The 26600-nt window shown below is 63.6% G+C and carries 28 protein-coding genes; 13 read left to right on the top strand and 15 right to left on the bottom strand.

Annotated elements, in window-relative coordinates:
• Positions 1 to 131 precede the first annotated feature (131 nt).
• From NKI17_RS12240 to petA, 4 genes are all read right to left on the bottom strand, one after another.
• Complete coding sequence (locus tag NKI17_RS12240) at positions 132 to 677, bottom strand: adenine phosphoribosyltransferase (protein WP_023679476.1); 546 nt, start codon at positions 675 to 677, stop codon at positions 132 to 134.
• A 213-nt stretch (positions 678 to 890) separates the two neighbouring features.
• Positions 891 to 1763, bottom strand: a complete 873-nt coding sequence (locus NKI17_RS12235; protein ID WP_352906000.1) for a cytochrome c1 — start codon at positions 1761 to 1763, stop codon at positions 891 to 893.
• A gap of 88 nt (positions 1764 to 1851) precedes the next feature.
• Entirely contained in the window at positions 1852 to 3153 is a 1302-nt protein-coding gene (locus tag NKI17_RS12230) for a cytochrome b (RefSeq protein ID WP_352568013.1), read from the bottom strand.
• Positions 3154 to 3169: 16 nt separating this feature from the next.
• Entirely contained in the window at positions 3170 to 3730 is a 561-nt protein-coding gene (petA, locus tag NKI17_RS12225; protein ID WP_352905999.1) for a ubiquinol-cytochrome c reductase iron-sulfur subunit, read from the bottom strand.
• A 280-nt stretch (positions 3731 to 4010) separates the two neighbouring features.
• Between petA and NKI17_RS12220 the strand changes: the two genes are divergently transcribed.
• Positions 4011 to 4367: a cupin domain-containing protein gene (locus tag NKI17_RS12220; protein ID WP_023679479.1), complete on the top strand. Its 357-nt coding sequence runs from the start codon at positions 4011 to 4013 to the stop codon at positions 4365 to 4367.
• 27 nt (positions 4368 to 4394) lie between these two features.
• Here the strand turns inward: NKI17_RS12220 and NKI17_RS12215 are convergent, their stop codons facing one another.
• Genes NKI17_RS12215 through NKI17_RS12200 form a run of 4 tightly spaced genes read right to left on the bottom strand, consistent with a single transcriptional unit; the run spans position 4395 to position 9069 of the window.
• Positions 4395 to 4709 (bottom strand): DUF6665 family protein, encoded by a 315-nt coding sequence (locus NKI17_RS12215; RefSeq protein WP_023679480.1) that lies wholly within the window; start codon positions 4707 to 4709, stop codon positions 4395 to 4397.
• Between the two features lie 24 nt (positions 4710 to 4733).
• A complete protein-coding gene (locus NKI17_RS12210; protein ID WP_023679481.1) occupies positions 4734 to 6614 on the bottom strand; it encodes an ABC transporter ATP-binding protein in 1881 nt (626 codons plus the stop codon).
• A complete protein-coding gene (locus NKI17_RS12205; protein ID WP_352905998.1) occupies positions 6611 to 8500 on the bottom strand; it encodes an ABC transporter ATP-binding protein in 1890 nt (629 codons plus the stop codon). The genes NKI17_RS12210 and NKI17_RS12205 overlap by 4 nt, the downstream gene beginning before the upstream one ends.
• A gap of 26 nt (positions 8501 to 8526) precedes the next feature.
• A complete protein-coding gene (locus NKI17_RS12200; RefSeq protein WP_352724900.1) occupies positions 8527 to 9069 on the bottom strand; it encodes a hypothetical protein in 543 nt (180 codons plus the stop codon).
• Positions 9070 to 9352: 283 nt separating this feature from the next.
• On the opposite strand from NKI17_RS12200, the gene NKI17_RS12195 reads away from it, so the two are divergent.
• From NKI17_RS12195 to NKI17_RS12185, 3 genes are all read left to right on the top strand, one after another.
• Entirely contained in the window at positions 9353 to 9811 is a 459-nt protein-coding gene (locus NKI17_RS12195) for a tRNA (cytidine(34)-2'-O)-methyltransferase (RefSeq protein ID WP_023679484.1), read from the top strand.
• A 170-nt stretch (positions 9812 to 9981) separates the two neighbouring features.
• The gene (gene soxR / locus NKI17_RS12190; protein ID WP_023679485.1) at positions 9982 to 10425 is read left to right on the top strand and encodes a redox-sensitive transcriptional activator SoxR; all 444 of its coding nucleotides are present in this window, start codon (positions 9982 to 9984) and stop codon (positions 10423 to 10425) included.
• Between the two features lie 119 nt (positions 10426 to 10544).
• Positions 10545 to 10895 carry a hypothetical protein gene (locus NKI17_RS12185; RefSeq protein WP_156937440.1) on the top strand — a complete coding sequence of 117 codons (351 nt, stop codon included), beginning with the start codon at positions 10545 to 10547 and terminating at the stop codon, positions 10893 to 10895.
• A gap of 36 nt (positions 10896 to 10931) precedes the next feature.
• On the opposite strand, the gene NKI17_RS12180 is transcribed toward NKI17_RS12185, so the two are convergent.
• Complete coding sequence (locus tag NKI17_RS12180) at positions 10932 to 11189, bottom strand: hypothetical protein (RefSeq protein WP_352778007.1); 258 nt, start codon at positions 11187 to 11189, stop codon at positions 10932 to 10934.
• 103 nt (positions 11190 to 11292) lie between these two features.
• Between NKI17_RS12180 and hemF the strand changes: the two genes are divergently transcribed.
• The 3 genes from hemF (at position 11293) to NKI17_RS12165 (ending at position 13193) form a co-directional block, all read left to right on the top strand.
• Positions 11293 to 12207 (top strand): oxygen-dependent coproporphyrinogen oxidase, encoded by a 915-nt coding sequence (gene hemF, locus NKI17_RS12175; protein WP_352456466.1) that lies wholly within the window; start codon positions 11293 to 11295, stop codon positions 12205 to 12207.
• A gap of 256 nt (positions 12208 to 12463) precedes the next feature.
• On the top strand, positions 12464 to 12724 hold the full coding sequence (locus NKI17_RS12170; protein ID WP_023679489.1) for a DUF1344 domain-containing protein: 261 nt from the start codon (positions 12464 to 12466) through the stop codon (positions 12722 to 12724).
• A 283-nt stretch (positions 12725 to 13007) separates the two neighbouring features.
• A complete protein-coding gene (locus NKI17_RS12165; RefSeq protein WP_023679490.1) occupies positions 13008 to 13193 on the top strand; it encodes a DUF1059 domain-containing protein in 186 nt (61 codons plus the stop codon).
• Between the two features lie 3 nt (positions 13194 to 13196).
• Here NKI17_RS12165 and NKI17_RS12160 read toward each other — a convergent pair whose 3' ends face one another.
• Genes NKI17_RS12160 through NKI17_RS12150 form a run of 3 tightly spaced genes read right to left on the bottom strand, consistent with a single transcriptional unit; the run spans position 13197 to position 15737 of the window.
• Positions 13197 to 14465 (bottom strand): CCA tRNA nucleotidyltransferase, encoded by a 1269-nt coding sequence (locus NKI17_RS12160; RefSeq protein ID WP_352905997.1) that lies wholly within the window; start codon positions 14463 to 14465, stop codon positions 13197 to 13199.
• Positions 14462 to 15094 (bottom strand): CoA pyrophosphatase, encoded by a 633-nt coding sequence (locus tag NKI17_RS12155; protein ID WP_352615522.1) that lies wholly within the window; start codon positions 15092 to 15094, stop codon positions 14462 to 14464. Before NKI17_RS12155 ends, NKI17_RS12160 begins: the two co-directional genes overlap by 4 nt.
• Positions 15095 to 15107: 13 nt before the next feature.
• Positions 15108 to 15737 carry a DUF1285 domain-containing protein gene (locus NKI17_RS12150; protein ID WP_352906005.1) on the bottom strand — a complete coding sequence of 210 codons (630 nt, stop codon included), beginning with the start codon at positions 15735 to 15737 and terminating at the stop codon, positions 15108 to 15110.
• Positions 15738 to 15883: 146 nt separating this feature from the next.
• On the opposite strand from NKI17_RS12150, the gene NKI17_RS12145 reads away from it, so the two are divergent.
• The 4 genes from NKI17_RS12145 to NKI17_RS12130 are packed head-to-tail and all read left to right on the top strand — an operon-like array spanning position 15884 to position 22712.
• Entirely contained in the window at positions 15884 to 16888 is a 1005-nt protein-coding gene (locus tag NKI17_RS12145) for an AAA family ATPase (RefSeq protein WP_352456455.1), read from the top strand.
• A complete protein-coding gene (locus NKI17_RS12140) occupies positions 16888 to 17802 on the top strand; it encodes a DUF58 domain-containing protein (RefSeq protein WP_352456454.1) in 915 nt (304 codons plus the stop codon). Before NKI17_RS12145 ends, NKI17_RS12140 begins: the two co-directional genes overlap by 1 nt.
• Entirely contained in the window at positions 17799 to 20621 is a 2823-nt protein-coding gene (locus tag NKI17_RS12135; RefSeq protein WP_023679496.1) for a DUF4159 domain-containing protein, read from the top strand. Before NKI17_RS12140 ends, NKI17_RS12135 begins: the two co-directional genes overlap by 4 nt.
• Positions 20622 to 20624: 3 nt before the next feature.
• Positions 20625 to 22712, top strand: a complete 2088-nt coding sequence (locus NKI17_RS12130; RefSeq protein WP_352690606.1) for a hypothetical protein — start codon at positions 20625 to 20627, stop codon at positions 22710 to 22712.
• A 172-nt stretch (positions 22713 to 22884) separates the two neighbouring features.
• On the opposite strand, the gene clpS is transcribed toward NKI17_RS12130, so the two are convergent.
• The 3 genes from clpS to NKI17_RS12115 all read right to left on the bottom strand — a co-directional run bounded on the left by clpS (position 22885) and on the right by NKI17_RS12115 (position 24044).
• Complete coding sequence (gene clpS, locus NKI17_RS12125) at positions 22885 to 23190, bottom strand: ATP-dependent Clp protease adapter ClpS (RefSeq protein WP_023679498.1); 306 nt, start codon at positions 23188 to 23190, stop codon at positions 22885 to 22887.
• Between the two features lie 257 nt (positions 23191 to 23447).
• A complete protein-coding gene (locus NKI17_RS12120) occupies positions 23448 to 23663 on the bottom strand; it encodes a hypothetical protein (RefSeq protein WP_352450529.1) in 216 nt (71 codons plus the stop codon).
• Positions 23664 to 23699: 36 nt separating this feature from the next.
• Complete coding sequence (locus tag NKI17_RS12115) at positions 23700 to 24044, bottom strand: hypothetical protein (RefSeq protein WP_352469825.1); 345 nt, start codon at positions 24042 to 24044, stop codon at positions 23700 to 23702.
• Positions 24045 to 24281: 237 nt separating this feature from the next.
• On the opposite strand from NKI17_RS12115, the gene NKI17_RS12110 reads away from it, so the two are divergent.
• Both NKI17_RS12110 and NKI17_RS12105 read left to right on the top strand, forming a co-directional pair.
• Complete coding sequence (locus tag NKI17_RS12110; RefSeq protein ID WP_352690602.1) at positions 24282 to 24998, top strand: response regulator; 717 nt, start codon at positions 24282 to 24284, stop codon at positions 24996 to 24998.
• Positions 24995 to 26404 carry an ATP-binding protein gene (locus tag NKI17_RS12105; RefSeq protein WP_352575764.1) on the top strand — a complete coding sequence of 470 codons (1410 nt, stop codon included), beginning with the start codon at positions 24995 to 24997 and terminating at the stop codon, positions 26402 to 26404. The genes NKI17_RS12110 and NKI17_RS12105 overlap by 4 nt, the downstream gene beginning before the upstream one ends.
• Positions 26405 to 26600 lie beyond the last annotated feature (196 nt).

Here is a 26600-nt window from a genome sequence, read left to right as displayed (position 1 = left end):
TGCTTCCTCCAGACCACCGGGACCAATCACCTTCTACAACGGCCTGGCCTACTTCCGTGCCTGTGCCGATGGATGGGCTCTGCGAGATGTGTATATGCCCTAGTCTCCCACAGGGGAGAAGGAAGAAACGCTCAATGCCCCTCAAACCCGATCAGCGTCCTCACCGGTACGCCGAGCGCCTCTAACCTCTCTCGGCCGCCAAGGTCCGGCAGGTCGATGACGAAGCAGGCGGCGAGGATATCGGCGCCGATCTGCCGCAATAGCTTGACGGCCGCCTCGGCCGTGCCGCCGGTGGCGATCAAATCGTCGACGAGGATTACCTTCTCGCCTGGAGAAACACCGTCCTTGTGCATCTCCATCTCGTCCAGCCCGTATTCCAGGCTGTAGGCGACGCGCACCGTCTCGTAAGGCAACTTGCCCTTCTTGCGGATCGGCACGAAGCCGGCCGAGAGCTGGTGGGCGATGGCGCCGCCGAGGATGAAGCCGCGCGCCTCGATGCCGGCGATCTTGTCGATCTTGAGGCCGGCATAGGGATGCACCAGTTCGTCGATGGCGCGGCGGAAGGCCCGCGCATTGCCGAGCAGCGTGGTGATGTCGCGAAACAGGACCCCCGGCTTGGGATAATCCGGAATGGTGCGGATCGCGGCAAGCAGCGTCTCTTCGAGCGAGGATTTCATCAAGCGGCTCTCCGGGCCTTTCAGATTCGGCTGAAGACGTGAAGGGAATTGGCCAATCGTAACCCGGTGCAGCCAAGTCCGGCTACCGCCATGTGACGCCTGACGGAAAATTGTCCGGCAAAGGGCGTGCTCAGCGACGGCTGCAATAAATCGAAATGCCTGCAATGAAAAGGGCGCCTTTCGACGCCCTCCCGGTCTCGTGTGTTGCCGGGCTCAGTGCGCCACGCCGGCCCACACCTTGCGCTTGGTCAGGTAGACCAGTGCGCCGAACAGCAGCAGGAAGACCAGTACGCGAAAGCCGGTCTTCTTGCGGTCCTCGAGATGCGGTTCGGCCGCCCACATCAGGAAGGCCGACACGTCGCGAGAATACTGGTCGACCGTCTGCGGCGCGCCGTCATCATAGGTAACCTGGCCGTCGGAGAGCGGCTTCGGCATCTTCAGCGACACACCGGACAGGAAGTACGGATTGTAGTGCGTGCCTTCCGGTATGACCATGCCCGCCGGCGGCTGCTGGTCGTAGCCGGTCAGCAGCGAGTGGATGTAGTCGGGACCGCCCTGGGCATATTGCGTGAAGATGTCGAAGACGAAGCGCGGGAAGCCGCGTTCAACGCCGCGCGCCTTGGCCAGCAGCGACATGTCGGGCGGTGCTGCGCCGCCATTGGCCGCCGCCGCCGCTTCCGCATTGGGGAACGGCGCCGGGAAATGGTCGGACGGCTTGCCGGGGCGATCGAACATGTCGCCGGCATCGTTCGGGCCGTCGTGGATCGTGTATTCGGCCGCCAGCGTCTTGATCTGCGCATCCGAATAGCCAAGGCCTTCCAGCGTGCGGAACGCCACCAAATTCATCGAATGACAGGCTGAGCAGACTTCCTTGTAGACCTTCAGCCCGCGCTGCAACTGGGCCTTGTCGTAGGTGCCGAACAGCCCGGCGAAGCTCCAGTCCATTTCCTTTGGTTCGTGTATCGGGAAATGCGTCGGCGCCGCCTCGTTGTGCGCCTCTTCCTGGGCGCGCGCTCCAGTGCCTGTGGCCCCAATGCCCGCGGCCACAAGGCCAAGCAGCGCCAGCGAGGTGAGAATCTTCTTCATGCAAATCCCCTTGAGATTCTCTGACGCGCTGTCATCGTCTCGAGCATGATCTTGTCCGAAAACCGGTTTCCACTTTTCGGGATCATGCTCAGCCTTTGGTTTCCGGCGCGGCCGTGGCGCCGGCAGGATGTCCACCGCTACCCTTGTTCTTCCCGAGCACCGCCTCGGTGATCGAATTCGGCAGCCGCCGCGGCGTCTCGATCAGCCCAAGTACCGGCAGCGCTACCAGGAAGAAGGCGAAGTAGAACAGCGTCGCCATCTGCGCCATGAACACATAGCTGCCCTCGGCCGGCTGCGAGCCCAGCCAGCCGAGCAGGATGGCGTCGGCCACGAACAGCCAGAAGAACAGCTTGTACCAGGGCCGGTAGACTGCCGAGCGCACCTTCGAGGTGTCGAGCCACGGCACCAGGAACAGCATGACAATCGCGCCGAACATGCAGAGCACGCCGCCGAGCTTGGAGTTGATGGGCCCGATATTGAAGGTGATAGCGCGCAGGATCGCGTAGAACGGCAGGAAGTACCATTCCGGCACAATGTGGGCCGGCGTCTTCAGGGGGTTGGCAACGGTGTAATTGTCCGGATGGCCGAGATAGTTCGGCAGATAAAAGACGAAATAGGCGAAGACGAACAGGAACACGATCATGCCGAACCCATCCTTGATGGTCGCGTAAGGCGTGAAGGCGAGCGTGTCGGTCTTCGATTTGACCTCGATGCCGGTCGGATTGTTCTGGCCGACGACGTGAAGCGCCCAGATGTGCAGCACGACGACGCCGGCGATCATGAACGGCAATAGGTAATGCAGCGCAAAGAAACGGTTCAGCGTCGGATTGTCGACCGCGAAGCCGCCGAGCAAAAGCTGCTGGATCCAGTCGCCGACCAGCGGGATGGCGGTGAAGAAGCCGGTGATGACGGTGGCGCCCCAGAAGCTCATCTGGCCCCAGGGCAGCACATAGCCCATGAACCCGGTCGCCATCATCAAGAGGTAGATGATGCAGCCGAGGATCCACAGCAACTCGCGCGGCGCCTTGTAGGAGCCGTAGTAGAGGCCACGGAAAATATGGATGTAGACGGCGACGAAGAAGAACGACGCGCCGTTCGAATGCAGATAGCGCAGCAGCCAGCCCGAATTGACGTCGCGCATGATCTTCTCGACCGAATCGAAGGCGAGAGTGCTGTCGGCCGCGTAGTGCATGGCCAGCACGATACCGGTCAGGATCTGCGCCGCCAGCATGAGCGCGAGAATGCCGCCGAAGGTCCAGGCGTAATTCAAATTGCGCGGCACCGGATAGGCGATGAAGCTGTCATAGACCAGCCGCGGCAGCGGCATGCGCGAATCGAACCAGCGTCCGATGCCGGTCTTGGGCGTATAGGTCGAGTGTCCCTCGCTCATGGAAATATCCCTTGCCTCAGCCGATACGGATCTTGGTGTCGGAAATGAACTGGAACACCGGCACCGCCATGTTCTCGGGCGCCGGCCCCTTCCGGATGCGGCCGGCGGTATCGTATACTGAACCGTGGCACGGGCAGAACCAGCCGCCGAAATCGCCTTCCTGGCCGAGCGGGATGCAGCCGAGATGGGTGCAGACCTGGATCATCACCATCCAGGCTTCCTTGCCCGGCGTGGTGCGGTTGGCGTCGGTTGCCGGCGCGTCGGCCGGCAAATTGGCGTTGCGGGCGATTGGATCCTTGAGCTCGGCAAGATTGACCGCCTGGCCGTCCTTCATCTCTTGCTCGGTGCGGTTGCGCACGACCACCGGCTTGCCCCGCCACTTCACAACGAGCGACATTCCTGGCGTCAGCGAAGAGACGTCGACCTCCACCGAGGCAAGGGCCAGCGTCGAGGCATCCGGACGCATCTGATCGATGAACGGCCAAGCGACAGCGCCCGCGCCGACCACCGCCGCCATGCCGGTGGCGACGTAGAGAAAATCACGACGGTTGGGATCCTGGGTGTCGGTTGCGCTCACGGGTGCCTGATCCTTTCGTCTCTTCCGTGCCGGCGGCCGAGCCTGTTCCCCGCTCAATCACGCCGGCCCGACAGCGCATGGCGAACAGGCTAGCGAATTCCTCCGGCATTTGGGACTTGGGTTTATGCGTGAAGCCTGTTTTTGTCCAGACGGGTGAAGGCACAAGGGCAGATTGTCGCGGGGACGTAATTTGCCCAGCGGAACGATTGGAAAACAGCAGCAAAACCAAACGGCTGCGCTCACCTCGACAGCGGACGCTGGCCCGGTTTATCCTCGCCCTATGGCGCATGTCATAGACCGCGACAAGTGGGCCGAAGCGCCCGACCACTGGCCCGACCACTGGCAGGGCGAGCTGCAATGCGGCGCCTACGGCTCCAACAGCTGCCTGATCTTCAACTACCTGCCCGAGATCGGCGGCGGCCCCAGGCTGCACAGCCACCCCTATTGCGAGATTTTTATCATCCGGACCGGGACCGGCCTGTTCACCGTCGGCGACCGGCAGATCGAGGCCACAGCCGGCCAGATCCTGATCGTGCCGCCGAACACGCCGCACAAATTCACCAATCTCGGGCCAGGCCCGCTGGAAACCACCGACATACACGAGAACGGCAGCTTCATCACCGAGTGGCTGGAATAACGCTTCCCAAACCAGTTCCGGTTCGGATCATGCGCTAGCGCCGAGCCTGGCCAGCACGGCCTTGGGAATGTTGTATTCCCGGATCACCGCGTCGTGCTTGCGCAGGCCGCAGAGTTCGCGCTGGATGAAATACCCGTGCACCGCTTCGGCTGCATCCCTGAGCAGCCGGGCACGGTCGACACTGTCGCAATTCTCGCGCAGCCTCGTCAATGTTTCCTCGACGCGCCGGCCGGCGCGGCCGAGCGCTGCCGCCTTTTCACCGAGGATTTCATGGCCAAGCAGGTCCAACGCGCTCTCCTGCGCGCCGGACCGTCCGAAATTCGATGGCATTCTCACCGCCATGATTTCACTCCGCTTTATAGAAAACTACTCCGCCGGCCGGGTCTCGGCCAACGCGCTCTCTTCGTTGAACAGGAAGCCGCCGGACTGCCGCTTCCACAGCCTGGCATAGAGCCCGTCGAGCCCGACCAGCTCGTCATGCGTGCCTTGCTCGACGATGCGGCCCTCGTCGAGCACCACCAGCCGGTCGAGTGCCGCAATGGTCGATAGCCGATGCGCGATGGCGATGACCGTCTTGCCTTCCATCAGCCTTGCCAGATTTTCCTGGATCGCCGCCTCGATGTCGGAATCGAGCGCCGAGGTCGCCTCATCGAGCACCAGGATCGGTGCATCCTTGAGGAAGACGCGGGCGATCGCCACGCGCTGGCGCTGGCCGCCGGAGAGCTTGACGCCGCGCTCGCCGACATAGGCCTCGTAGCCGATACGATCGCGATTGTCGCGCAGACCGAGGATGAACTCGTGCGCCTCGGCCTTCTTCGCTGCCGCGACCACCTCGGCGTCGGTCGCTTCCGGCATGCCGAGCTTGATGTTGTCGCGCAGCGAGCGGTGGAAAAGTGCCGTATCCTGGCTGACGACGCCGATATTGGCGCGCAGCGAATTCTGCGTGACCCTGGAGACGTCCTGCCCGTCAATGGTGATCTTGCCGCTCTCGAGGTCGTAGAGGCGCAGGATCAGATTGACCAAGGTCGTCTTGCCGGCGCCGGACGGGCCGACCAGGCCGACCTTTTCGCCCGGCCGCACGACGAGGTCGATGCCGTCGAGCACGCCGGACCCCTTGCCGTAGTGGAACTCGACATTGCTGACGTCGATGCGCCCGCCGACGACGACAATCTCTTTCGCGTCCGGCGCATCGGTCAGGCCGAGCGGCTGTGAGATCAGCGCCTTGGAGTTTTCCAGCACGCCGAGGTTCCGCAAGATGCCGTTGAGCTGCATCATCAGCCGGCCGAGCAGCATGTTCAGCCGCAGCACCAAAGACAGCGTGAAAGCCACGGCGCCGACTGTGATCGAGCCCTCGACCCAGAGATAAACGGCAAAGCAGGCGATCGCCGTGATCATAATGCCCGACAGCATCGTCAGTGCCATGCGCACGCCGGTCAGCCGGCGGGTGAACGGGCGCAGCGCGTCGAGATAGATGTCGAAGCCGTTCCTGATGTAGCGGTCGTCGCCATCGGCCGAGAACAGTTTCAGCGTCTGCACGTTCGAATAGGAATCGACAAGGCGGCCGGTGATCATCGAGCCTGCTTCGGCGGTGGCTTCGGCATGCTTGCGGATCGCCGGCAAATAGCGCCTGGCCAGCAAGCCGAAGGCGGTAATCCAGATCACCACCAGCACCGCCAGCCGGAGATCGAGCCCGGCGACCAGCGCCAGCGTCGTCACCGTATAGACGACCATGAACCAGACGACCTCGATGAAGCTTTCCATCAGATCGCCGGTCGCCTGTCCCGCCTGCCAGACCTTGGTCGCGATACGTCCGGCAAAGTCGTTCTGGAAGAAGGCGTAGGATTGGCGCGAGACATGGCGATGCGCCTGCCAGCGCACCAGATTATAGAAACCCGGCGTGATCGTCTGCTCGTCGACCAGCGCCGACAGGCCGACGACGATGGTGCGGATGACCAGCACCACCGCGATCATGAAGACAAGTTCCGGGCCGGCGGCAGTCCACAACGCGTGCCAGCTGCGTTCGCCGGGAAGCTGGTCGAGGATGTCGACCAGCCGCCCGACGAAATAGAACAGTCCGGCTTCGACTAACGGCGCGATGCCGCCGATCAGCAGCATGGCGAAGAAGGCGATCTTCGCCTGCCCGACATAATGCCAGAGGAAACCCCTGACGCCGGCAGGTGGCCGAAGGTCCGCAGGCTCCCGGAATGGATAGACCCAGTTCTCGAACCAGCGGTAGATGGCAGTCATTCGGCGGCTTCACCCTTGACGAGTGCATCGTTGGCGGCTGCATCGTTGGCAGAGGGGCCGTCGTCGAGCAGGAAGCCGCCCGACTGGCGCTGCCAGAGCTGGGCGTAGAGCCCGCCGCTGGCAACCAGTTCCTCATGCGAACCTTCCTCGATGACGCGGCCCTTGTCCATGACGACGAGCCGGTCCATGGCGGCGATCGTCGACAGCCGGTGCGCAATGGCGATGACGGTCTTGCCTTGCATCAGTCTGTAGAGGTTCTCCTGGATGGCCGCCTCGGCCTCGGAATCTAGGGCGGAGGTCGCTTCGTCGAGGATAAGGATTGGTGCGTCCTTCAGCATAACACGGGCTATGGCGATGCGTTGCCGCTGGCCGCCGGACAATTTGACGCCGCGATCACCGACATGCGCGTCGAAACCCTTTCGACCGTTAGAATCCGACAATCCGGCGATGAAATCCAGCGCCTCGGCGCGCCGCGCCGCCTCGATCAGCATCTGGTCACTGGCGTCCGGCCGGCCATAGAGGATATTCTCGCGCACCGAGCGATGCAGCAGCGAGGTGTCCTGCGTGACCATGCCGATCTGGGCGCGCAGCGAGTCCTGCGTCACCGCCGCAATGTCCTGGCCGTCGATCAGGACCTTGCCGCTTTCGAGGTCATAGAAGCGCAACAGAAGATTGACCAGCGTCGACTTGCCGGCACCCGAACGGCCGACGATGCCGACCTTCTCGCCCGGCTTCACCGTCAGCGACAGGCTTTCGATCACGCCTTTCTGCTTGCCATAGTGGAAGCGGATGTCCTCAAAACGGATCTCCCCCTTGGTCACGGCAATATCCTTGGCGCAAGGCCGGTCTTCGACGAGGCGCGGCAGCGAGATCGAGGCGATGCCGTCCTGCACCGTGCCGATATTCTCGAACAGCGTGGACATCTCCCACATGATCCATTGCGACATGCCCCAGAGCCGAAGCACGAGGCCGATGACCAGGGCGACGGCGCCGATCGTCACGGCTTGGCCGAGCCACAGCCATAGCGAGATTGCGGTGACCGAAAACAACAGCAGCGAATTCAGGACGTAGAGCAGGCCGTAGAGCTGTGTCACCAGCCGCATCGACCGGTAGACTGTATCGAGAAAGCCGGCCATACCGTCCTTGGCGAAGGATGCCTCGCGCCGCGCATGCGAGAACAGCTTGACCGTCTGGATGTTGGAGTAGCTGTCGACGACACGGCCGGTCATGGTTGAGCGCGCATTGGCCTGCTCCTCGCCGACCTTGCCCAGCCGCGGGATGAAATAGCGCAACAGCAGGACATATCCGGCAAGCCAGACGGCAAGCGGCGCAGCCAGCCGCCAGTCTGCCGAGCCGACAATGAACAGCATGCCGAGAAAATAGACGACGATATAGTTGAGCACATCGATGAGCTTGATGACGCACTCGCGCACCGCGAGCGCGGTCTGCATCAGCTTGGTCGCGATGCGCCCGGCAAACTCGTCCTGATAGAAGCTCATTGACTGCTTGAGCAGATAGCGATGCACCTGCCAGCGGATACGCATCGGATAATTACCCATCAGAGTCTGCTGGTTGAGCAGCGAATGGAACCAGACCGTCGCCGGCAGCGCGAAAATCACGATGAAGGCCATGCCGACCAGCTTCAAGCCTTCGGTCTGCAGGAACGTCTCGCGATTCTGTCCGGACAGCCAGTCGACGATCCGGCCCATGAAGCCGAACATCCACACCTCGGCAAGGGCGATGGCCGTCACCAGTACCGCATCGAGAGCGATGTAGGGCCACGCGCCGCGCGTATAATGCACGCAGAAGGCGATCAGTGTCCGCGGCGGCTCGACCGGCTCCTTGGCAGGGAACGGATCGAGCCTTTTTTCAAACCAGCTAAACATAGAGATGCTCACAATACTGTTTCCGCTCACGCGGCACGCGAACGGACGAGGTGCCCAGACCGCATGGCGTCAAGGACCGGCGATACGGAATCGTCCGCCTCGCCGGTCCTGCTTCGCGCTATATAGGTTGTCGCGGGCCTTTCGCCGACAGTCTCGTTTGACGATGCTGACGACGTTTTGACGATCCGGATTTTCGCGCTGGTTTTTGCACCAGGCCGGATCAGCCTGATGATCCGGCGCACCAGCGACGGCCGGCTATAGTCCGGAACGGCGCGCGAGAAATCGACGTCCGGCAGCATGCCGCGATGCGGACGCCGGCGGGTCTCGGCGTGAACCGCCGACGAGTAGGTCTCGCCGATCAAAAGCGCCCAGGTCGCAGTCTTGCGCTCGTGCAGGCTTCTTGAGCCGGGTATTCTACATGGATCGAACATCGGTCCGTCCTCCAGTTGAAGATGCAGGTAGAAGGGTGAACCAACCCAGGCCGCGGGCACGCGCGGCGCGGCAAAGGTGGCATCGGTCGAAGCGTGTTCAGGTGGGGCGTTCAGCCCCTTCCACCGCTTGAAAAACATCGCAGGATTCCTTCAAAGGCCGAAAAAGGTTTCGGCGGGAATCGGTGCGATTGAAGTCTAGAAGGTCAGGAGAATCGTCGTACCGAAACCGCCGTCGGGCTGGTAAGCCCACGAGAGGGGTGGTGGATGTGCATGGCCATCATGAATTACCCCTCCATCGGTTCGGGTTGACAATGCTGGCCGTATAACCGACTTCGCAGAAAATGACCACCCGCCAGTCCAGGAATTTCCAAAACCGCGAGAGCTCTGTGGCTGATCTGCCACTTATTAGAAAGACGCGGAAATGAACGACCGTCTCCGCATCGCGCTCTATCAGCCTGATATCGCCGGCAACACCGGGACAATCCTGCGCTTCGCCGCTTGCCTCGGTCTCGGCGTCGACATCATCGAACCGGCGGGCTTCCCGCTCGGTGACCGGGCGCTGAAACGGGCCGGCATGGACTACCTCGAAATGGCGGCGCTGACCCGCCATGTCGACTGGCACGCCTTCGAGGACTGGCGCAAGCTTGCCATGCGGCGGCTGGTGCTGCTGTCGACCAAAGCAGCTGCCGCCTACACGGATTTCGCTTTTGCCGGCGACGACATTCTCTTGTTCGGCCGTGAATCCGCAGGCGTGCCGGACGCCGTTCACGAGGCGGCGGATGCGCGACTGATCATCCCGATGCAGCCCGGCGCGCGCAGCATCAACGTCGCGCTTTCCGTTGCAATGGTGGCGGCCGAGGCGATCCGGCAGCTCCGCTAGGATGTGTACGCGATCGCCGGCCGCAGCGACCAAGGCGTCATCCTCACGCAACACTGCGTCCTCTCCGGTCATTCTCATCCAGACGCCCATCGCCTTCTCCTGCCGTTTGCATCTTCGAGGCTTCTTCGCTACAAGCTCAACTTAACTTGAGGTCAAGCGGAAAATCGGAGATGGCTGCGGCAACGGAATTAACAGTCGGCCAGGTGGCGATGCGCAGCGGCGTGGCGGTGTCGGCGCTGCATTTCTACGAAGCACGCGGGCTGATCCGCAGCCACCGCACATCAGGCAACCAGCGGCGTTACGGCCGCGACGTGCTGCGACGGGTGGCGATCATCAAGGTAGCGCAGGAGGTCGGCATTTCGCTGGCCGAGATCGGCACAGCCCTTCGATCATTGCCTGAAGGCCGGACGCCGACGCGCGAGGATTGGAACCTGCTTTCGACGGCTTGGCGCGACGACCTCGACCAGAAAATTAGTCAGCTCAAGAAGCTGCGCGACGGGCTGAGCGACTGCATCGGCTGCGGCTGCATGTCGATCGACAAATGTCCGCTGCGGAATAAGAACGACAGGCTGGCAAGGGACGGCGCGGGCGCCCGCAGGCTGGTCGTGCGTTGAAGCCATGACGGTCTGGACGGGTTCAGCGAACTTATCCTGTCCGTTAGTCACTATACAGTCTTGTGAAGGTCATGTGCCCGTGCTTGATACGCCCCTGCAACTAACCTTGGGGGGCAGAATTGAAATTTGCATACAAGACTTACGCCGCGTTGCTTGGCGCCATTGTGTTGGCTGGATGCATGCCGAGCGAAGGTGAATGGAATACGGCAAGGACTTTGGTTCAGGGCAGTCCTGCCATGTATAAGAAAGTGCTTACGGAATGCATCAGGCATTCGGAGCAATCGCCTCTCAGTTCGAAGCAGGAAGCTGGCAAGATCATGAATGTCAGCGCAGCCGCGGCGCCACGTGTCTGGTGCGGAAGAACCGTGCGGGCCTTCGCGAATGGGCGCCTGACGTATGCCGAGATGAAACGAGCGCATCTTGGAACGGGCGACAGAAGCGTGTTTATCAAGATCGTTCAGGGCAGATGAACTAGCCCTGATACGTTCAGCCTCGAGACCGGAGCGTTAATCCGCCGCCGGCAGCCGCCTGATGGTGAATTCGATGACGTCGCCCGGCCGCTCGAACCAGCTTTCGATCTCGGTCCAATAGGCCTGCTTAGGAAAGCGCTCGAACCATTCCTTCGCCTTGAGACGAGCGTCCGAGCGCGGCAGCACGAAGGTCTCGCGCAGGAAGCCGTCGCGCGGCATGCGCGCGTTCTCGGCGCGCGAACGGTCGAGCCTCTTCTTCAGGCCATCCAGCGGCGGTCTTGCCGGGGGGCGCACGAAAGACCTCCATTCACACTTGACCCTTGCACCCAAGAGATTAGGGATCGCGGCCGGAAAAGACGAGTCATTTGTCGGGCGCGCCCGCAACCGGAGACAGGATTTGCAACGACCCGAGATACCGGCGGGGCTGCCAGCCGACATCGAACAGAAGAAGACGAAGGCACGGCTGTGGTTCGAGACGTTGCGCGAGCGCATCTGTGCCAGCTTCGAGCAGATCGAGCAGGACCTGCAGGGGCCGCAGGCCAGCTGGTCGCCCGGCCGCTTCGAAAAGACGCCGTGGCAACGCGATGCCGGCAAGGGCGGCGGCGGTATCATGTCGATGATGCACGGCCGCGTCTTCGAGAAGGTCGGCGTCCACACCTCGACCGTCCACGGCGAGTTCTCGCCCGAATTCAGGAAGCAGATGCCGGGCGCCGAAGAGGACCCCTCCTTCTGGGCAAGCGGCATTTCGCTGATCGCCCATCCGTGGAACCCCAACGTGCCGGCCGTGCATATGAACACGCGCATGGTCGTCACCTCGCGCCAGTGGTTCGGCGGCGGCGCCGACCTGACACCGGTGCTCGACCGCCGCCGCAGCCAGGACGACCCCGACACGATCGCCTTCCACAGAGCGATGCAATTTGCCTGCGAGAAGAACGCGGCGATCGCCGACTACGTGAAATTCAAAGCCTGGTGCGACGAGTACTTCTACCTGCCGCACCGCGACGAGCCACGCGGTACCGGCGGTATCTTCTTCGACTGGCTGCATTCGGATGAGGACAATGGCGGCTGGGACGCCGATTTCAACTTCGTCCAGGACGTCGGGCGATCTTTTCTCGTCGTCTACGGACATCTGGTGCGCGCCAACTTCAATGACAACTGGACCGATGGCGACCGTGACGAGCAGCTCATCCGCCGCGGCCGTTATGTCGAATTCAACTTGCTTCACGATCGCGGCACCATCTTCGGGCTGAAGACCGGCGGCAATGTCGCCTCGATCCTGTCCAGCCTGCCGCCAGAAGCGAAATGGCCGTAAAATCTCGGTGAGCACGACGTGAGCCGCAATCGGGTCCAAATCCCCAGAATTTGACGGCGAATGTGGCGCAAGGCGCGCCAGAAAAATCTTTTTCGTCTAATATACCATTGTAAAGATTGGGCTATTTGTCGCGTCGGGCCGGGAAACGCCGGCGGTTCTTTACTCCCGAGAGCCGCGACCCGACGTGACCGGACGGCCCATGATTGAATGGGGCACCTTTCCCAAGCGGTGCCCGCATTTTCCAGGAGAGCATGCCATGCGCAAGCTTATTATGACCGCAGCCGCCGCTGCCGTTCTCGCCTCTGGTACTGCCGCATTCGCTGCGGTCAAGCACACCACCGGCACGATCAAAAGCTTTGATGGAACGGCGATGAGCCTAGTTCTGGATAACGGAGCCACCTTTACGTTGCCCCAGACCTTCAAGGATCCTGGCCTGAAGGTCGGCGAAAAGGTCCGCGTCACGTGGGATATGAGCGGCAAGGATAAAATTGCCGAGGCAGTCAAGATCGTGAAGTGATGTCCTGCCCGCTGGAGCAAGACGAGGTCTTACTCCTGGGTAGCATAAGAGGGCGGAGCAGCGATGCTCCGCCTTTTCGCAACAACCCGATCACTAGAGGGTCGCGTGTCGGCTTGGACGCACGGCACTCTAAGGCAACCAAAACCGTTCGATCGTGTTATGCTTAGCTGGCCAGCGTGTAGCCCGGATACCGTACGCGGTTTCCGGATCGCGCAATCAAAGGTCTGGAGCTTCCGTGTCAGTGCGCTGTGCGGCGCTCCAAGGACGAGATGAGGAGAAGCCGATGAAGGAATTCCATTGCGGGTCGCTCGTACCCGGCTGCGAGTGGCACACACGCGCCGAGGAGGAGGCTGAGGTCATGCGCCGTGCCGTCGAGCATCTGCGCGAGACGCACGGCGAGACGGTGATCCGCGAGACGATGATCGAAGCGATCCGCTCGCGCATCGAAAAGGTCCGCGACGCAGCGTGACAGTCAGGATTCGAGTGCCTCCGCGGCGCGCTTGAGCAGCGCGCCGCGATCAAGCGCAAAACCGGACTCGACCCATTCCTTTTCGAGATTCTTCAACGTTGCACCAAGCTTCGGCCCCGGTGATGCGCCAAGCGTCGTCAGATCGGCGCCCTTGACCGGAAAAACAGGGTTTTGCCATTTTGCAGCGAAGGCAAGCAGGCGCGAGAAGCCGCCGGCTTCGAGCAGTGCGTCATTGTCCTCGATCGCGCGGGCTCGAGCGGAAGCGAGCAACAGCCGCAACCGATCGACAAAGCCTTGGCGGTCGCCAAAATAGAGCCTTTTCGCCAACTCTCCTTCGGTCGTTTTCGGATCGACGGCAGCTGTGATCGCCCAATTCCGCAGCCGGCTTGCTTCGCTCACGGAAAGCCTCAATCTCTCGGCAAGCGTTTTCATGCGCGCGGCATCCGGCGGCACGATGGCTTCCAGCCTGAGCAGCGGGTCCGGCGCCCAGGCCAGATCCTTCTCGGTCTTGGTCAGCCCGTGGATGGCATCGATGCCCCATTTCTCGCTTTCCGGCAAAACGGCGGTCAGAACGCCGGCCTGGCGCATCCACAGCAGCGCCCGCGACGGATCTGGCGCTGACAGCAATTTCTTCAATTCCCACCAGACGCGCTCGACCGAGAGCTGGTCGAGCCCCTGCTTCAGCCGGGCACAAGCCTTCAACCCTTCGGCATCCGGCCTGCCGTCGCCATACCATGCGAAGAAACGGAAGAAACGCAGGATGCGCAGATAATCCTCGCGGATACGCGCTTCCGGATCGCCGATGAATCGCAGCCTCCGCGCTTCGATATCGGCGATACCGCCGACCAGATCGACGACCGTTCCATCGGCTTCGGCATAGAGTGCATTGATGGTGAAATCACGCCGCTCAGCGTCGGCTTTCCAGTCGCGGCCGAACGACACTTTGGCGCGCCGGCCGTCGGTTTCGACATCGGCACGCAGCGTGGTGACCTCATAGGCCTTGCCGTGGCCGACCGCGGTGACTGTGCCATGCTCGATGCCGGTCGGTACCGTCTTGAAGCCTGCCGCCTCGGCGCGCCGGATGGTTTCCTCGGGCACCGTGGTGGTGGCGATGTCGATGTCGGCGACCGGCTGGCCGATGAGCGCGTTGCGCACCGCACCGCCGGCGACACGCGCCTCCTCGCCGCCATCAGTCAGCGCCGCGAGCAGGCGCTGCAGGTGGCGTTCGCCGAGCCACCCGGCCCTGCCCGCGATCGACACTGGATCGCTCACGAATAGAGCCTTTCATAAAGCGTACGGATGATGCCCGCGGTGACGCCCCAGATGCGCTGGCCGCCATAGGGCATCTCGTAATAGAACCATTCGAGGTCGTTCCACATGCGACTGTCTCTGGTGTGGTTGGCGGGGTCCATCAGAAAGCCCAGCGGCACCTCGAAGACGGCATCGACTTCGTCGGAATTCAGCGTCAGGCTGAAACCGGGCCGCACAATCCCGAGCACCGGGGCGATGCGATAGCCGCTGCCGGAAACGTAGTCCGGCAGACGGCCGATGATCTCGATGTAATCACTATCGAGACCGATCTCCTCGGATGTCTCGCGCAACGCCGCCGCTTCCGGGCTCGCATCGGTTGGATCGATGGTACCACCGGGGAAAGCCACCTGCCCCGAATGGTTGCGCAGCTTTTCCGCCCGCCTGCTCAAAAGGACCGTGGCTTCATGGCCATGATCGACCACCGGGATCAGCACGGCGGCATCGCGCAGCGCCTTGGCCAGCTTCAGCCTGGGATGGCCCGGATTGAAGCGGTGGTCGCCAAAATCGTCGCCGGCATGCGCCAGCGGCTGCGCCGCGACGCGCTGGCGAAACCCGGCAGCGGAAAACCGCAACGGCATCACCTGATCCATCATAGGCGGTCCATCATACGCTCAGCCGTTTCAGTTTCTCAGCCGGCATGATCGGATAGACCTCGCCTTTGGAACGGACGGCAAACATCGTCTTGCCACCGATGTCGATCTCTTCGCCGTGCTCGACCAGCTCGTACATCACCGGCCGTGCCACCAGCGCCTCCAGCCGCCCGCGCACCAGCACATAAGGCTTCAGGCCACCTGTCTCGTCCTCATCGACGAAGCGCAGCGGGTGTCCCGCCCCAGCCTCTACCACGTCGCCGACATTGGTGCGAAAGGTGACGATTTGTCCGTCGCCGGCGCCCGACACGTCCATCTCGACGGCAATGAAGGGCGCGTCGGCGACGCGGATGCCGACCTTTTCCACCGGCGTCACCAGGTAGGTTCTACCGTCCGCGTCCTTGCGCAGCACTGAGGAAAAAAGCTGCACCAGCGGCATCCGGCCGATCGGCGTTCCCAGATAGAACCAGGTGCCGTCCTGCTTGATTTCCATGTCGAGATCGCCGCAAAATGCCGGATTCCAGCGTTCCACCGGCGCCGGCCCCTTGCCGGCGCGCGTCGCGCGCGAGACCAGCGCTTCCAGCCCGCGCGCCTCGGTCGCGGCCGTCAGCCTCTCTTCACGATAGTCGGCGGCTTCCGTCATGGTCACGAAATAGTCACTGTTGTTCCGCTTGTCAGCCTAAGTCTGTGATTTAAGTTCATTGCAGGCGCCATGCGAGGCCGAATCGCGGCATTCTCTGCGGCACCAAGGTGCCAAGCGGAATTTCCAACCAGAAGGATCGATGCTGCATGAGCGTTATGATCAAGGAAAGCCCGATCAGCGAAAAGGACATGGTGGCGCAGGCCGAGAAAGCGCTGGCCGACATTTCGAGGGTCCGTGACGGCGTCGGCCGGGTCATTTTCGGCCAGGAAAGCGTCGTCGAGCGCACGCTCGTCGCATTGCTGGCCGGCGGCCATGCACTGCTGGTCGGCGTGCCCGGCCTCGCCAAGACCAAGCTGGTCGAAACGCTGGGCATCGTGCTCGGCCTCGATTCGCGCCGCATCCAGTTCACGCCCGACCTGATGCCATCGGACATTCTCGGCTCCGAGGTGATGGAGCAGGATGAATTCGGCAAGCGCTCCTTCCGCTTCATTTCCGGGCCGATCTTTGCGCAACTGCTGATGGCCGACGAGATCAACCGCGCCTCGCCACGCACCCAGTCGGCGCTGCTGCAGTCGATGCAGGAATACCACGTCACCATTGCCGGCGTGCGCCATGATCTGCCGTCACCGTTCCACGTCCTGGCGACGCAGAACCCGCTGGAGCAGGAAGGCACCTATCCGCTGCCGGAAGCGCAGCTCGACCGCTTCCTGATACAGGTCGATATCCTCTACCCCGAGATCGAGGCGGAGCGCCGCATCCTGCTGGAAACCACCGGTATCGAGGATGCCAAGGCTGAAAACGTGCTGCAGCCGGCGCGGCTGAAGGACATCCAGACGCTCATCCGCCGTATGCCGGTGCCGGAAAGCGTCGTCGAGGCGATCCTCAAGCTGGTGCGCTCAGCGCGCCCCGGCCAGGGCAACGCCGATACCGACAAGCACGTCGCCTGGGGCCCAGGCCCGCGCGCCAGCCAGGCGCTGACGCTGTGCACCCGCGCCCGCGCCCTCTATGACGGCCGGCTGGCGCCGTCGGTCGACGACGTCCGCGCGCTCGCCGAGCCGGTGCTGCAGCACCGCATGGCGCTGACCTTCGCCGCCCGCGCCGAGGGCACCACGGTTCGCGATGTTGTGGCGAAGCTTGCGAAAGGGATTTGATGGCGCGCATCGGTGAAGCGCAGGCACCGGCAGCGACGCGCGATGCGCTCGCCAGAGGCCGGTTGCGGGCTTCGTTGGTGCCGGACCTGCTGGTCGAGGCGCGCCGCATCGTCAACACGGTAATTGCCGGCTGGCATGGCCGCCGCAAGCGCGGTATCGGCGAGAATTTCTGGCAGTTCCGGCCCTATGTCGAAGGCGATTCCTCGCGCATTGACTGGCGCCGTTCCGCCCGCGACGATCACACCTATGTCCGCGACCGTGAATGGGAGGCCGCCCACACGGTGTGGCTGTGGGCCGATCCCTCGCCTTCCATGCTCTACAAATCGACCGGAGCCAGCGTTCCCAAGGAATCGCGCGCCCTGGTGCTGGCGCTGGCCATGGCCGAGCTTTTGTCGCGCAGCGGCGAGCGCATTGCCTGGCCGGGCCTGACCGACCCGTTCACCGCCCGCAATGGCGCCGAGCGCATCGCGGCGCAACTGATGCACGCCGCCGACCTGCCGGCAAAGCCCGACCTATCCGGCATTCGCCGGTTCTGCGACATCGTCCTCGTCAGCGATTTCCTCGACCCGGTCGAGGACACCATGGCGTGGCTGGACGTGCTCGCCCGCCACGGCGTGCGCGCCCATCTGGTCGAGGTCGCCGATCCGGCCGAGGAAAGCTTCCCCTATGCCGGGCGCACCGAATTCACCGATCCTGAGACCGGCGACAAGCTGACCGCCGGCCGCGCCGAAATGCTGGGCGAGGAATATCGCCTGCTTTATGCCGCCCGCCGCCAGGAACTGGCCGCCTGGTGCAAACGGCTTGGCTGGAGCTTTACCGTCAATCATACCGATCGCCTTGCCTCCGAGGCGCTGGTGCGCATCCACATGGCGATGACCGGCGAAGGCGCCTTTGCCGGGAGGGCCCGCGCATGAGTTGGCTGCCACTCTCCTTCGGGGCGCCGATGGTGCTGTGGGGCCTGCTGGCGCTGCCGGTGATCTGGTGGCTTCTGCGGCTGACCCCGCCCAGGCCGCAAACCGAGGTGTTTCCGCCGCTCAGGATTCTCGCCCGCGTGCTGAGGCGCGAAGAAACGCCGCAGCAGAGCCCTTGGTGGCTGACGCTGCTCAGGCTGCTGATGGCCGCGCTTGTCGTGGCAGCACTTGCCGAACCGGTCTTCAATCCGCGCGAAAAGCTGCCGGCCGAGGGCGCTGCCCTGGCGCTGGTGATCGACAATGACTGGGCAAGTGCCGCCGACTGGGGCAAGCGGGTCGCCACCGCCGAGCGGCTGATCGCCGATGCCAATTCGAACGGCGTGCCGGTGCTCATCGCTTTCACCGCCGAGAAGCCGAATGCCGAGATCGGTCCCTTCGATGCCGCTGCCGCGCTCGACCGGCTGCGCGCGGCAAAGCCGCGGCCGATCCCGACCGACCGCCCCGCCGTCTATGCCCGCGTCGCTTCAGCCTTGGAGTCGCTGCCTGGCGCCAGCGTCGCGGTGCTCGCCGATGGCTTGGCGGCGCAAGGCGACGAAGCCGCCTTCAACACGTTGTTGTCGAAGAACGCGGCACGTGTTGTCTGGGCCGTCTCCGACCGGCTGTCGCTGACCGGCCTGACCGGCGCCGACAACCAGGTCGACGGCTTCGCCCTGACCGCCATCCGCGCACCGGGCGATCCGGCACCTGCACAGGTGACGGCCGGCGCCTTCGACGACAAGGGGCGCCGCATTGCCGACGCGACGCTGACCTTTGCCCCGGGCGGAACCACCGCCACCGGCACGGTGGCGGTGCCGTTCGAACTGCGTAACGACTTCGCCTACATCGCGCTCGATGGCGAGCGCCAGGCCGGTGCCGTCCGCGTGCTCGATGAGAGCTCAAAACGCCGCCGCGTCGGGCTGTTGTCGCAGGCCGAGGCCGACCAGGCGCAACCGCTGCTGTCGCCGCTCTACTACATCCGCCGCGCCCTGCAGCCGTTCGCCGATCTGGTCGAGCCGTCGAGCGTCGATCTCGCCGACGCCATCCCGCAACTGCTCGACCAGAAGCCGGCGATGATCCTCATGGCCGATGTCGGCACCATTCCGGAACAAGCGCGGCAAAGGCTGGTTGACTGGGTCGACAAGGGCGGCACGCTGGTGCGTTTTGCCGGTTCGCGGCTGGCCGCTGCCGGCAATGACGACGACCTGCTGCCAGTTCGGCTGCGCACGGGCGAACGATCGCTTGGCGGCGCGCTGTCATGGACGGCGCCGCAGCCGGTCACCGAATTCCCGAAAACCGGTCCCTTCGCCGACCTCGCGCCGCCCACCGAGGTCACCGTCACCAGGCAGGTGCTGGCCGAACCGACGCCCGACATCGTCGAGCGCACCTGGGCCACGCTTGCCGACGGTACGCCGCTGGTGACCGGGATGAAGAAGGACAAGGGCACCCTCGTACTGTTCCACGTCACCCCCGAGGCGACGTGGTCCAACCTGCCGATCTCCGGCAGCTTCGTCGAGATGCTGCGGCGCATCGTGCAATTGTCGCGCAACCAGGGCGCGGCTGTCGCCAATGCCGAGGCCGCCGCCACGTCGCTGGCACCCTATCGTATGATCGCCGCCGACGGCACGCTGGTGCCGCCGACGCCGGATGCCAGGCCGCTGGTGCCCGGCGCCGGCCCGCTGCCGGTGACGCTGGAAAACCCGCCCGGCCTCTACGGCTCCGAGACTGGAGTGTTCGCTCACAATCTGCTCGGCGGCGACAGCGCATTCAGGCCGCTGGCCCGGCCTGAAATCACGGTGCCGGTCACCACCATCCAGTATGCCTTCGACGAGCAGCACAACCTCAAAGGTCCGCTTGTCACGGCCGCCCTGGTGCTGATGGTGCTCGACACGCTTGCCGTATTCTGGATGGGCGGCCTGTTGTCGCGCCGGCCGCGCCGTGCCGGCGCTGCGGCGACGGCAGCCGTCCTGCTGATTGCGCTCGGCGCCTTGATTGGCCACGCGGACGTCGCGCGTGCCGACGACGCCAAACCGGGAGATACCGAGGCGATCGGGGACATTTCAAAGACCCGGATCGCCTACGTGCTGACCGGCGAGCCGGGTGTCGATTCGATCAGCCGCGCCGGGCTCGAAGGCCTGACCCGCTTTCTTATCGAAAAAACCGCGCTCGAACCCGGAGCACCGGCCGGCGTCGACATCTCGAAGGACGAACTTTCCTTCTATCCGCTGATCTACTGGCCGATCGATCCCTCGGCCCCGCTGCCCAGCGAGGCCGCCATCGCCCGCATCGACGCCTACATGCAGCAGGGCGGAACGGTCTTGTTCGACACCCGCGACCAGTTCGCCAATGGTATTGGTGCGGATTCGACCAGCCCGGCGACGGAGCGGCTGCGCGACATCCTCGGCAACCTCAACGTGCCACCGCTGGAGCCGGTGCCGTCGGACCACGTGCTGACCAAATCCTTCTACATCCTTCCGGAGTTTCCTGGCCGTTTTGCCGGCAGCCCGCTTTGGGTCGAGGCATCGCTCGAAGCCAGCAACACCGAGAACCGCCCGGTGCGCACCGGCGACGGCGTTTCGCCGATCATGATCACCGCCAATGATTTCGCCGGCGCTTGGGCCGTCGACGAGAATGGCGACCCGCTATTGCCGACGGTGCCTTCGGATCCGATGCAGCGCATCTATGCGCTGCGCGCCGGCGTCAACATCATGATGTATATGCTGACCGGCAACTACAAATCCGACCAGGTGCACGTCCCGGTGCTGCTCGAACGGTTGGGGCAATAGACCATGAACTGGTCGCTCGCCTTCGAACCGCTCATCACCTGGCCGCTGCTCGCCGTGGTTCTGGTGCCGCTGCTGCTGCTGTCCCTCGCCGGCCTTTGGTTTCGCCAGCGCGGCGCGGTCTTCCGCCTGGCAGCCCTGATTGCGCTGGCTGCGGCGCTGCTCAATCCGGTGTTCCTCGACGAAGAGCGCGAGCCGCTGAAAAGCATCGTCGCCGTCGTCGTCGATCGCAGCCAGAGCCAGGATATAGGCGACCGCACCAAGCAGACCGACGCGGCATTGGCCGGGCTTCAGCAGCGTCTCGGCCGCTTCAAGCAGTTCGACGTCCGTGTCGTCGAGGCCGGCAAGTCCGAAGCCGCCGACGAGCGCACCGAGACGCGGTTGTTTTCCTCGCTCGAAAATGCTTTCCGCGACGTGCCGCCATCGCGCATCGCCGGCGCCATCATGATCACCGATGGCGAGGTGCATGACGCGCCGCTTGGCGCACCTGACTTCAATGCCCCGCTGCATGCGCTGATTACCGGCAACGAGCATGAGAAGGACCGCCGCATCCGCTTCGAGAATGCGCCGCGATTCGGGCTGGTCGGCAAGCCGCTCGAAATGACGTATCGCGTCATCGCCACCAACAACGAAACCGGCCCGGTCGATGTCCGCGTATCGGTCAACGGCGAGCAGGTATCGGTCGAGCACGCCAACATCGGCCAGGCGATGCCGCTGCAGGTGACCATTCCCAGCGCCGGGCGAAACATCGTCGAACTCGCCATCAACCACGAGCCGGGCGAACTCACCGACACCAACAACCGCGCCATCGCGCTGATCGACGGCATCCGCGAAAATCTGCGCGTGCTGCTTGTTTCCGGCGAACCGCATGCCGGCGAGCGCACCTGGCGCAATTTGCTGAAATCCGACGCTTCGGTCGACCTCGTGCACTTCACCATCCTGCGCCCGCCGGAAAAGCAGGACGGCACGCCGATCAACGAATTGTCGCTGATCGCCTTCCCGACGCGCGAGCTGTTCGTCGAGAAGATCAAGGATTTCGACCTGATCATCTTCGACCGCTATCAGCACCGCGACGTGCTGCCGATCCTCTATTACGACTACATCTCCGAGTATGTCGAAAAGGGCGGCGCGCTACTGATCGCGGCAGGCCCCGAATATGCCGGCGAAAGCTCGATCGCCCGCACGCCGCTGATGTCGGCGCTGCCGGCAATGCCGACCGGCGAGGTCATCGACAAGCCCTTCTATCCGCGCCTCACCGATACCGGCCAGCGTCATCCGGTAACGCGTGGGCTCGACGGCTCCGCGACCGAGCCGCCGCACTGGAGCCGCTGGTTCCGCACCATCGGCGTCGAGAACCCCGAGGGCGAGGTGGTGATGAAGGGCGCCGACAACCGGCCGCTGCTGCTGCTCGATCGCAAGGGCGAAGGCCGCGTCGGCATGCTTTTGTCCGATCAGGGCTGGCTGTGGGCGCGCGGCTTCGAGGGCGGTGGCCCGCACGTCCAGCTCTACCGGCGCATCGCCCACTGGCTGATGAAGGAGCCCGAACTCGAGGAAGAGCGGCTGACCGCCGACGGCCGCGGCATGGTGCTGGAAATCCGCCGCCAGACGATGAGCGACGACCCCGGCCCGGCGCAAGTCATCACGCCGTCCGGCAAGGCACTGATCGTCAGGCTCGAGAAATCCGAACCAGGCGTCTTCCTCGGCAGCGTCGAGACCAACGAAATCGGTCTCTATCAGGTCGGCAATGGCGACCTGACGGCATTGGCCCATGTCGGGCCGGTCAACGCGCCGGAATTCACCGACGTCGTCTCCACCGAGAACCGGCTGAAACCACCGGCTGAGGCAACCGGCGGCAGCGTTCGCCGGCTGGCGCCGGCATCGGCCATTGGCAGCCTGACCAGCACGGTCACGCTGCCATCCGTAGTCCCGGTCCGTTCCTCGGGCGCGGCTTCCGGCGATGACTGGATCGGCCTGCGCACCACCGACGACAGCGTACTCAAGGCCGTCTCGCGCGTGCCGCTGTTCGGTGGCTTCTTGGGGCTCGGCCTGCTGCTTCTGGCGATGGGCTCGATGTGGTACCGCGAAGGGCGGTAACGCGGTTTATCCTTCTCCCCTTGTGGGAGAAGGTGGATTGGCGCGCAGCGCCAAGACGGTTGAGGGGTGCTGGACGGAGTGCCGTCCTTGCCAAGCTGGAACACCCCTCATCCGACCGAGCTTCGCTCGGCCACCTTCTCCCACAAGGGGAGAAGGAAGAAAGCGAACCGCCCTACTCCTCCGGCTCCGTCGTGAACATCAGCGGGTAGCCCTTGGCCTTGCCGGCATCGGTTGCCCGCGCCGCCTTGGTCTCGGCGACATCCCTGGTGAAGACGGCGACAACGCAGACGCCGCGCCGGTGCGCGGTGATCATTATCCTGTGCGCCTGGTCTTCGCTGAGCTTGAACTCGGCCTTCAGCACCGTCACGACGAACTCGCGCGGCGTGAAATCGTCATTGACCAGGATGACCTTGTAGAGCTTCGGCCGTTCGACCTTCGGCTTCGTGCTGGTACGGGGTTTTGTCGTGATTTCAGGCATTGGACCGGCAATTGCGTACGACAGCTTTGCGGTTATTTTGACATGGGCAAAAGCGGTCGTCCATTCAACCGCGCGCGATCGGCTTGCCGGCAGGCGCAGTTCAAAAGTCCGTGCCTATGTGGGAACTGCCGTCTGGCGTTCAACCGGGGGTGTGGGCCGGGACTGGCCCTACTGTCCGCACGCAACAAAAAAGACGACCGCTCCAGGCAAATCGCAACTGGAGCGGTCTTCTCATAGGGTAGAAAGATGTCGCTTGATCAGGCCTTGGGAGCTGCCTTGACCGCGTGCTTCTTGTGCTTCTTGACGGTCTTCTTGGCAGCGACCTTCTTCACGGCCTTGGCCGGCGCAGCGGTCGTCGTTGTCGTCGCAGCCGGGGTGGTGGTCGCGGCATTGGCGCTGCTGGCGCCGAGAACCGGCATCGAGACGGCCAGCGCGATGGCGAGACCGAGGGCGGAGAGGAGGGACTTTTTCATGGCTTCACTTCCTTTTTGTGCAGATCGGATTGAGTGTCACTGAACGGGATCGATCGGTGTCACTCCAAGCAGCTTCAAAGCGTTCGCGAGCATCCGGATTCCCTGTGCCTGTTTCTTGTTGGCGCAGAACCGGTTTCCCTTTCTTTGAAGTGCTTTCGCCGCGGTGACCTGCGTTGCCGCGGCATGGGTTTCGAGGGCTTCGTCAAACTGGCGGTTCAGATCGATGCAACGCTCGCTGCGGGTGGTCGCCACCTTTGCATCGGCCGCCTTTGCATTGGCCACCTTCGCATCGGCCAGTTTTGCATCGGCATGTTCGACCGCGACCGTGACGAGCGAAATGGAAAGCAACGCACCCATCAGACTGATCGAGAACCTTTGCATTGGTCTGTCCGTAATCCCGTAACGCGTGTCGCAGCCGATGACCTGACCGCCACGGCACCACTTATGCCTTTGATTTTTTTCGGCAGTTTTTCCGGATTGTAGAATTTTGTTTCTGGATTGTTTCTGGGCAGCCCGGATCGGGCCGCCGATCTCCACTGGCCAACTTATGGCCTGAATTCTATCGTCTGGCTGACGGCCGAAGCAGCGCTTGGGCGATCCACAAATGACAGGTTCCCTGTGAAATCCGACCCCCACATACTGATCGTCGATGACGACAAGGGCATTCGCGACCTGCTTCAGGAATTCTTCCAGAAGCGAGGGCTGCATACGTCGGTCGCCGCCGACGGCACCGAGATGGAGACCATCCTGCGCCGCGCCCAGGTCGACCTGATCGTCCTGGACGTCATGCTGCCTGGCAAGAGCGGGCTGGAGCTCTGCCGCGAGTTGCGCGCCAATTATTCGACGCCGATCATCATGCTGACCGCGGTTACCGAAACTACCGACCGCGTGGTTGGGCTAGAGATGGGCGCCGACGACTACGTGCCGAAACCTTTCGATCCGCGCGAGTTGCTCGCACGCATTCGTGCCGTCTTGAGACGCAATGGCGCCGCCGAACCGCGACGCGCCGCCTCGCGGCAGATCTACCATTTCGCCGGCTGGACGATGGACTGTTCGCGCCGCCGGCTGATGGCGCCCGGCGACGTCAGGATCGAGCTGACGATGGCCGAATTCAATCTACTGCAGACCTTCGTCAAGAGCGCGCAGCGCGTACTGAGCCGCGAGCAGCTCATCGAGCTGTCCGGCGGCGACAGCGGCTACAGCTTCGATCGCAGCGTCGACATTCTGGTCAGCCGGCTGCGGCGCAAGATGGAGGATGACCCGAAAACGCCGAGGCTGATCTTGACTGTGCGCAGCGGCGGCTACCAGTTCCTGCCTGAGACGACCGCCGAATGAGACGCATTCTGCCGCAAACGCTGCCGGTCTGGGTGCTGCTCATCGTCATCGCCGGCCTGCTGATCAGCCAAATCGCGACCCTCTACATCGTTTCGCGCGACCGTGCCGCCGCCAATGACGTCGTCGATCTCTACCGGCTGAACGACCGCGCCTTCTCGCTGGTACAGCTGATGCATGACGCCACCCCCGAACAGCGCAAGGCGACGGCCTCCGGCCTGTTCAACGCCACTTATGCGCTCACCGTTTCCAACACGCCCGCCGTTACTTCCTCGATAGCCGGCGACGACGAGCTGGCCGAATTGGAGGACATATTGGTCGGCCGGCTATCGAAGTTCGGCATCACCGACGCGCGGGTCCGCCGCGACCCGGCAACGCACGAAGCCGACGCTCCCGGCGGGACGGTCGCCGGTCCCGATATTGGCCAGGTCGAGCGCGACCTGCTGGTGCTGGCCGCCGATTTCGCCCAGAGCGACAAGCTGACGGCTTCGCTTCGCTTTGCCGACGGCCAATGGCTGAACTTCACCGAGCCGAACACGCCGGCCGGGCCGATACTGAGCTTCGATAGCCTGCCGCTCTATGCCTTGATCGCCGGGCTGGTGGTGGCTTCCTCGATCTGGTCGCTGCGCCGGCTGACGGCGCCCTACCGGATGATGGAGACCGCGGTGAAGCGGATCGGCGAGGACCTGAAGAGCCCGCCGATCGCCGAGAGCGGCAGCCGCGAGGTGCGTACCGCGGCAAAGGCGGTCAATGCCATGCAGGCGAGGCTGCGCGCCTACGTCGAGGACCGCGAGCATCTTGCGGCCGCACTGGCGCACGACCTGCGCACGCCGCTGACCAGGATGCGGCTGCGCCTCGAACTGCTGAGGAATTCGTCCGTGCGCGCCGCACTGGCGCACGACCTCGCCGACATCGAAGGCATTGCCAGCTCGGTCATCGACTTCGCCACTTTCGAGGTGACCGAGGAGAAGAGCGAGAGGATCGATTTCTGGTCGCTGGTAGAATCGATCGCCGACGGCTTCGACGAGGTCTCCTTCGACAATGAGGACGCGCGCTCGCGCGGCCTGATCTGCGTCGCGCGGCCGGTCGCGCTACGGCGCTGTGTCACCAACCTCGTCCAGAACGCGGTGACCTATGGCAAGAGGGCGCATCTCAGCCTGCGTCAATCAGGCAAGACAATCACGCTGGCGATCCATGACGAGGGTCCGGGCATACCGCAAGCCGAGCTCGACGCCGTGTTCGGCTCGTTCGTGCGCCTGGAACAGTCGCGCAACCGTCAGACCGGCGGCCTCGGCCTCGGCTTGACCATCGCCCGCAACATCGCCCGTAGCGCCGGCGGCGAAGTCAGCCTGTCCAACCATCCCGATGGCGGCCTGATGACGGAGCTGCGCCTGCCGCTTGCGGTTTAGCTTGCGGTATCGGGCTAAGCCGGCGTTCCTTCGCGCCCCCTCTGTTCTGCTGGACACCTCCTCCACAGGTGGGAAGATTGGCCGTCGTCGCCGATTTCGCCAATTACAAACGTTGGAATGTGAGAGCCGTCCGCGAAACCGCCGATCTCCCCCAAGTAGGAGAGATGTCCGACAGAACAGAGGGGGGCGCGACAGA

The organism is Mesorhizobium sp. M0816 (assembly GCF_040320005.1).
Taxonomy (GTDB): domain Bacteria; phylum Pseudomonadota; class Alphaproteobacteria; order Rhizobiales; family Rhizobiaceae; genus Mesorhizobium.
The sequence above is the reverse complement of the archived record's forward strand: the minus strand, read 5'-3'. Positions and strand labels throughout refer to the sequence as shown.

Bases quoted from the DNA above. Each gene is read 5' to 3' on its own strand.
- NKI17_RS12240 (WP_023679476.1), bottom strand. From the start codon at position 677: ATGAAATCCTCGCTCGAAGAGACGCTGCTTGCCGCGATCCGCACCATT.
- NKI17_RS12235 (WP_352906000.1), bottom strand. From the start codon at position 1,763: ATGAAGAAGATTCTCACCTCGCTGGCGCTGCTTGGCCTTGTGGCCGCG.
- NKI17_RS12230 (WP_352568013.1), bottom strand. From the start codon at position 3,153: ATGAGCGAGGGACACTCGACCTATACGCCCAAGACCGGCATCGGACGC.
- NKI17_RS12220 (WP_023679479.1), top strand. From the start codon at position 4,011: ATGGCGCATGTCATAGACCGCGACAAGTGGGCCGAAGCGCCCGACCAC.
- NKI17_RS12215 (WP_023679480.1), bottom strand. From the start codon at position 4,709: ATGGCGGTGAGAATGCCATCGAATTTCGGACGGTCCGGCGCGCAGGAG.
- NKI17_RS12210 (WP_023679481.1), bottom strand. From the start codon at position 6,614: ATGACTGCCATCTACCGCTGGTTCGAGAACTGGGTCTATCCATTCCGG.
- NKI17_RS12205 (WP_352905998.1), bottom strand. From the start codon at position 8,500: ATGTTTAGCTGGTTTGAAAAAAGGCTCGATCCGTTCCCTGCCAAGGAG.
- NKI17_RS12200 (WP_352724900.1), bottom strand. From the start codon at position 9,069: ATGTTTTTCAAGCGGTGGAAGGGGCTGAACGCCCCACCTGAACACGCT.
- NKI17_RS12195 (WP_023679484.1), top strand. From the start codon at position 9,353: ATGAACGACCGTCTCCGCATCGCGCTCTATCAGCCTGATATCGCCGGC.
- soxR (WP_023679485.1), top strand. From the start codon at position 9,982: ATGGCTGCGGCAACGGAATTAACAGTCGGCCAGGTGGCGATGCGCAGC.
- NKI17_RS12170 (WP_023679489.1), top strand. From the start codon at position 12,464: ATGCGCAAGCTTATTATGACCGCAGCCGCCGCTGCCGTTCTCGCCTCT.
- NKI17_RS12165 (WP_023679490.1), top strand. From the start codon at position 13,008: ATGAAGGAATTCCATTGCGGGTCGCTCGTACCCGGCTGCGAGTGGCAC.
- NKI17_RS12155 (WP_352615522.1), bottom strand. From the start codon at position 15,094: ATGGATCAGGTGATGCCGTTGCGGTTTTCCGCTGCCGGGTTTCGCCAG.
- NKI17_RS12150 (WP_352906005.1), bottom strand. From the start codon at position 15,737: ATGACGGAAGCCGCCGACTATCGTGAAGAGAGGCTGACGGCCGCGACC.
- NKI17_RS12145 (WP_352456455.1), top strand. From the start codon at position 15,884: ATGAGCGTTATGATCAAGGAAAGCCCGATCAGCGAAAAGGACATGGTG.
- NKI17_RS12140 (WP_352456454.1), top strand. From the start codon at position 16,888: ATGGCGCGCATCGGTGAAGCGCAGGCACCGGCAGCGACGCGCGATGCG.
- NKI17_RS12135 (WP_023679496.1), top strand. From the start codon at position 17,799: ATGAGTTGGCTGCCACTCTCCTTCGGGGCGCCGATGGTGCTGTGGGGC.
- NKI17_RS12130 (WP_352690606.1), top strand. From the start codon at position 20,625: ATGAACTGGTCGCTCGCCTTCGAACCGCTCATCACCTGGCCGCTGCTC.
- clpS (WP_023679498.1), bottom strand. From the start codon at position 23,190: ATGCCTGAAATCACGACAAAACCCCGTACCAGCACGAAGCCGAAGGTC.
- NKI17_RS12120 (WP_352450529.1), bottom strand. From the start codon at position 23,663: ATGAAAAAGTCCCTCCTCTCCGCCCTCGGTCTCGCCATCGCGCTGGCC.
- NKI17_RS12115 (WP_352469825.1), bottom strand. From the start codon at position 24,044: ATGCAAAGGTTCTCGATCAGTCTGATGGGTGCGTTGCTTTCCATTTCG.
- NKI17_RS12105 (WP_352575764.1), top strand. From the start codon at position 24,995: ATGAGACGCATTCTGCCGCAAACGCTGCCGGTCTGGGTGCTGCTCATC.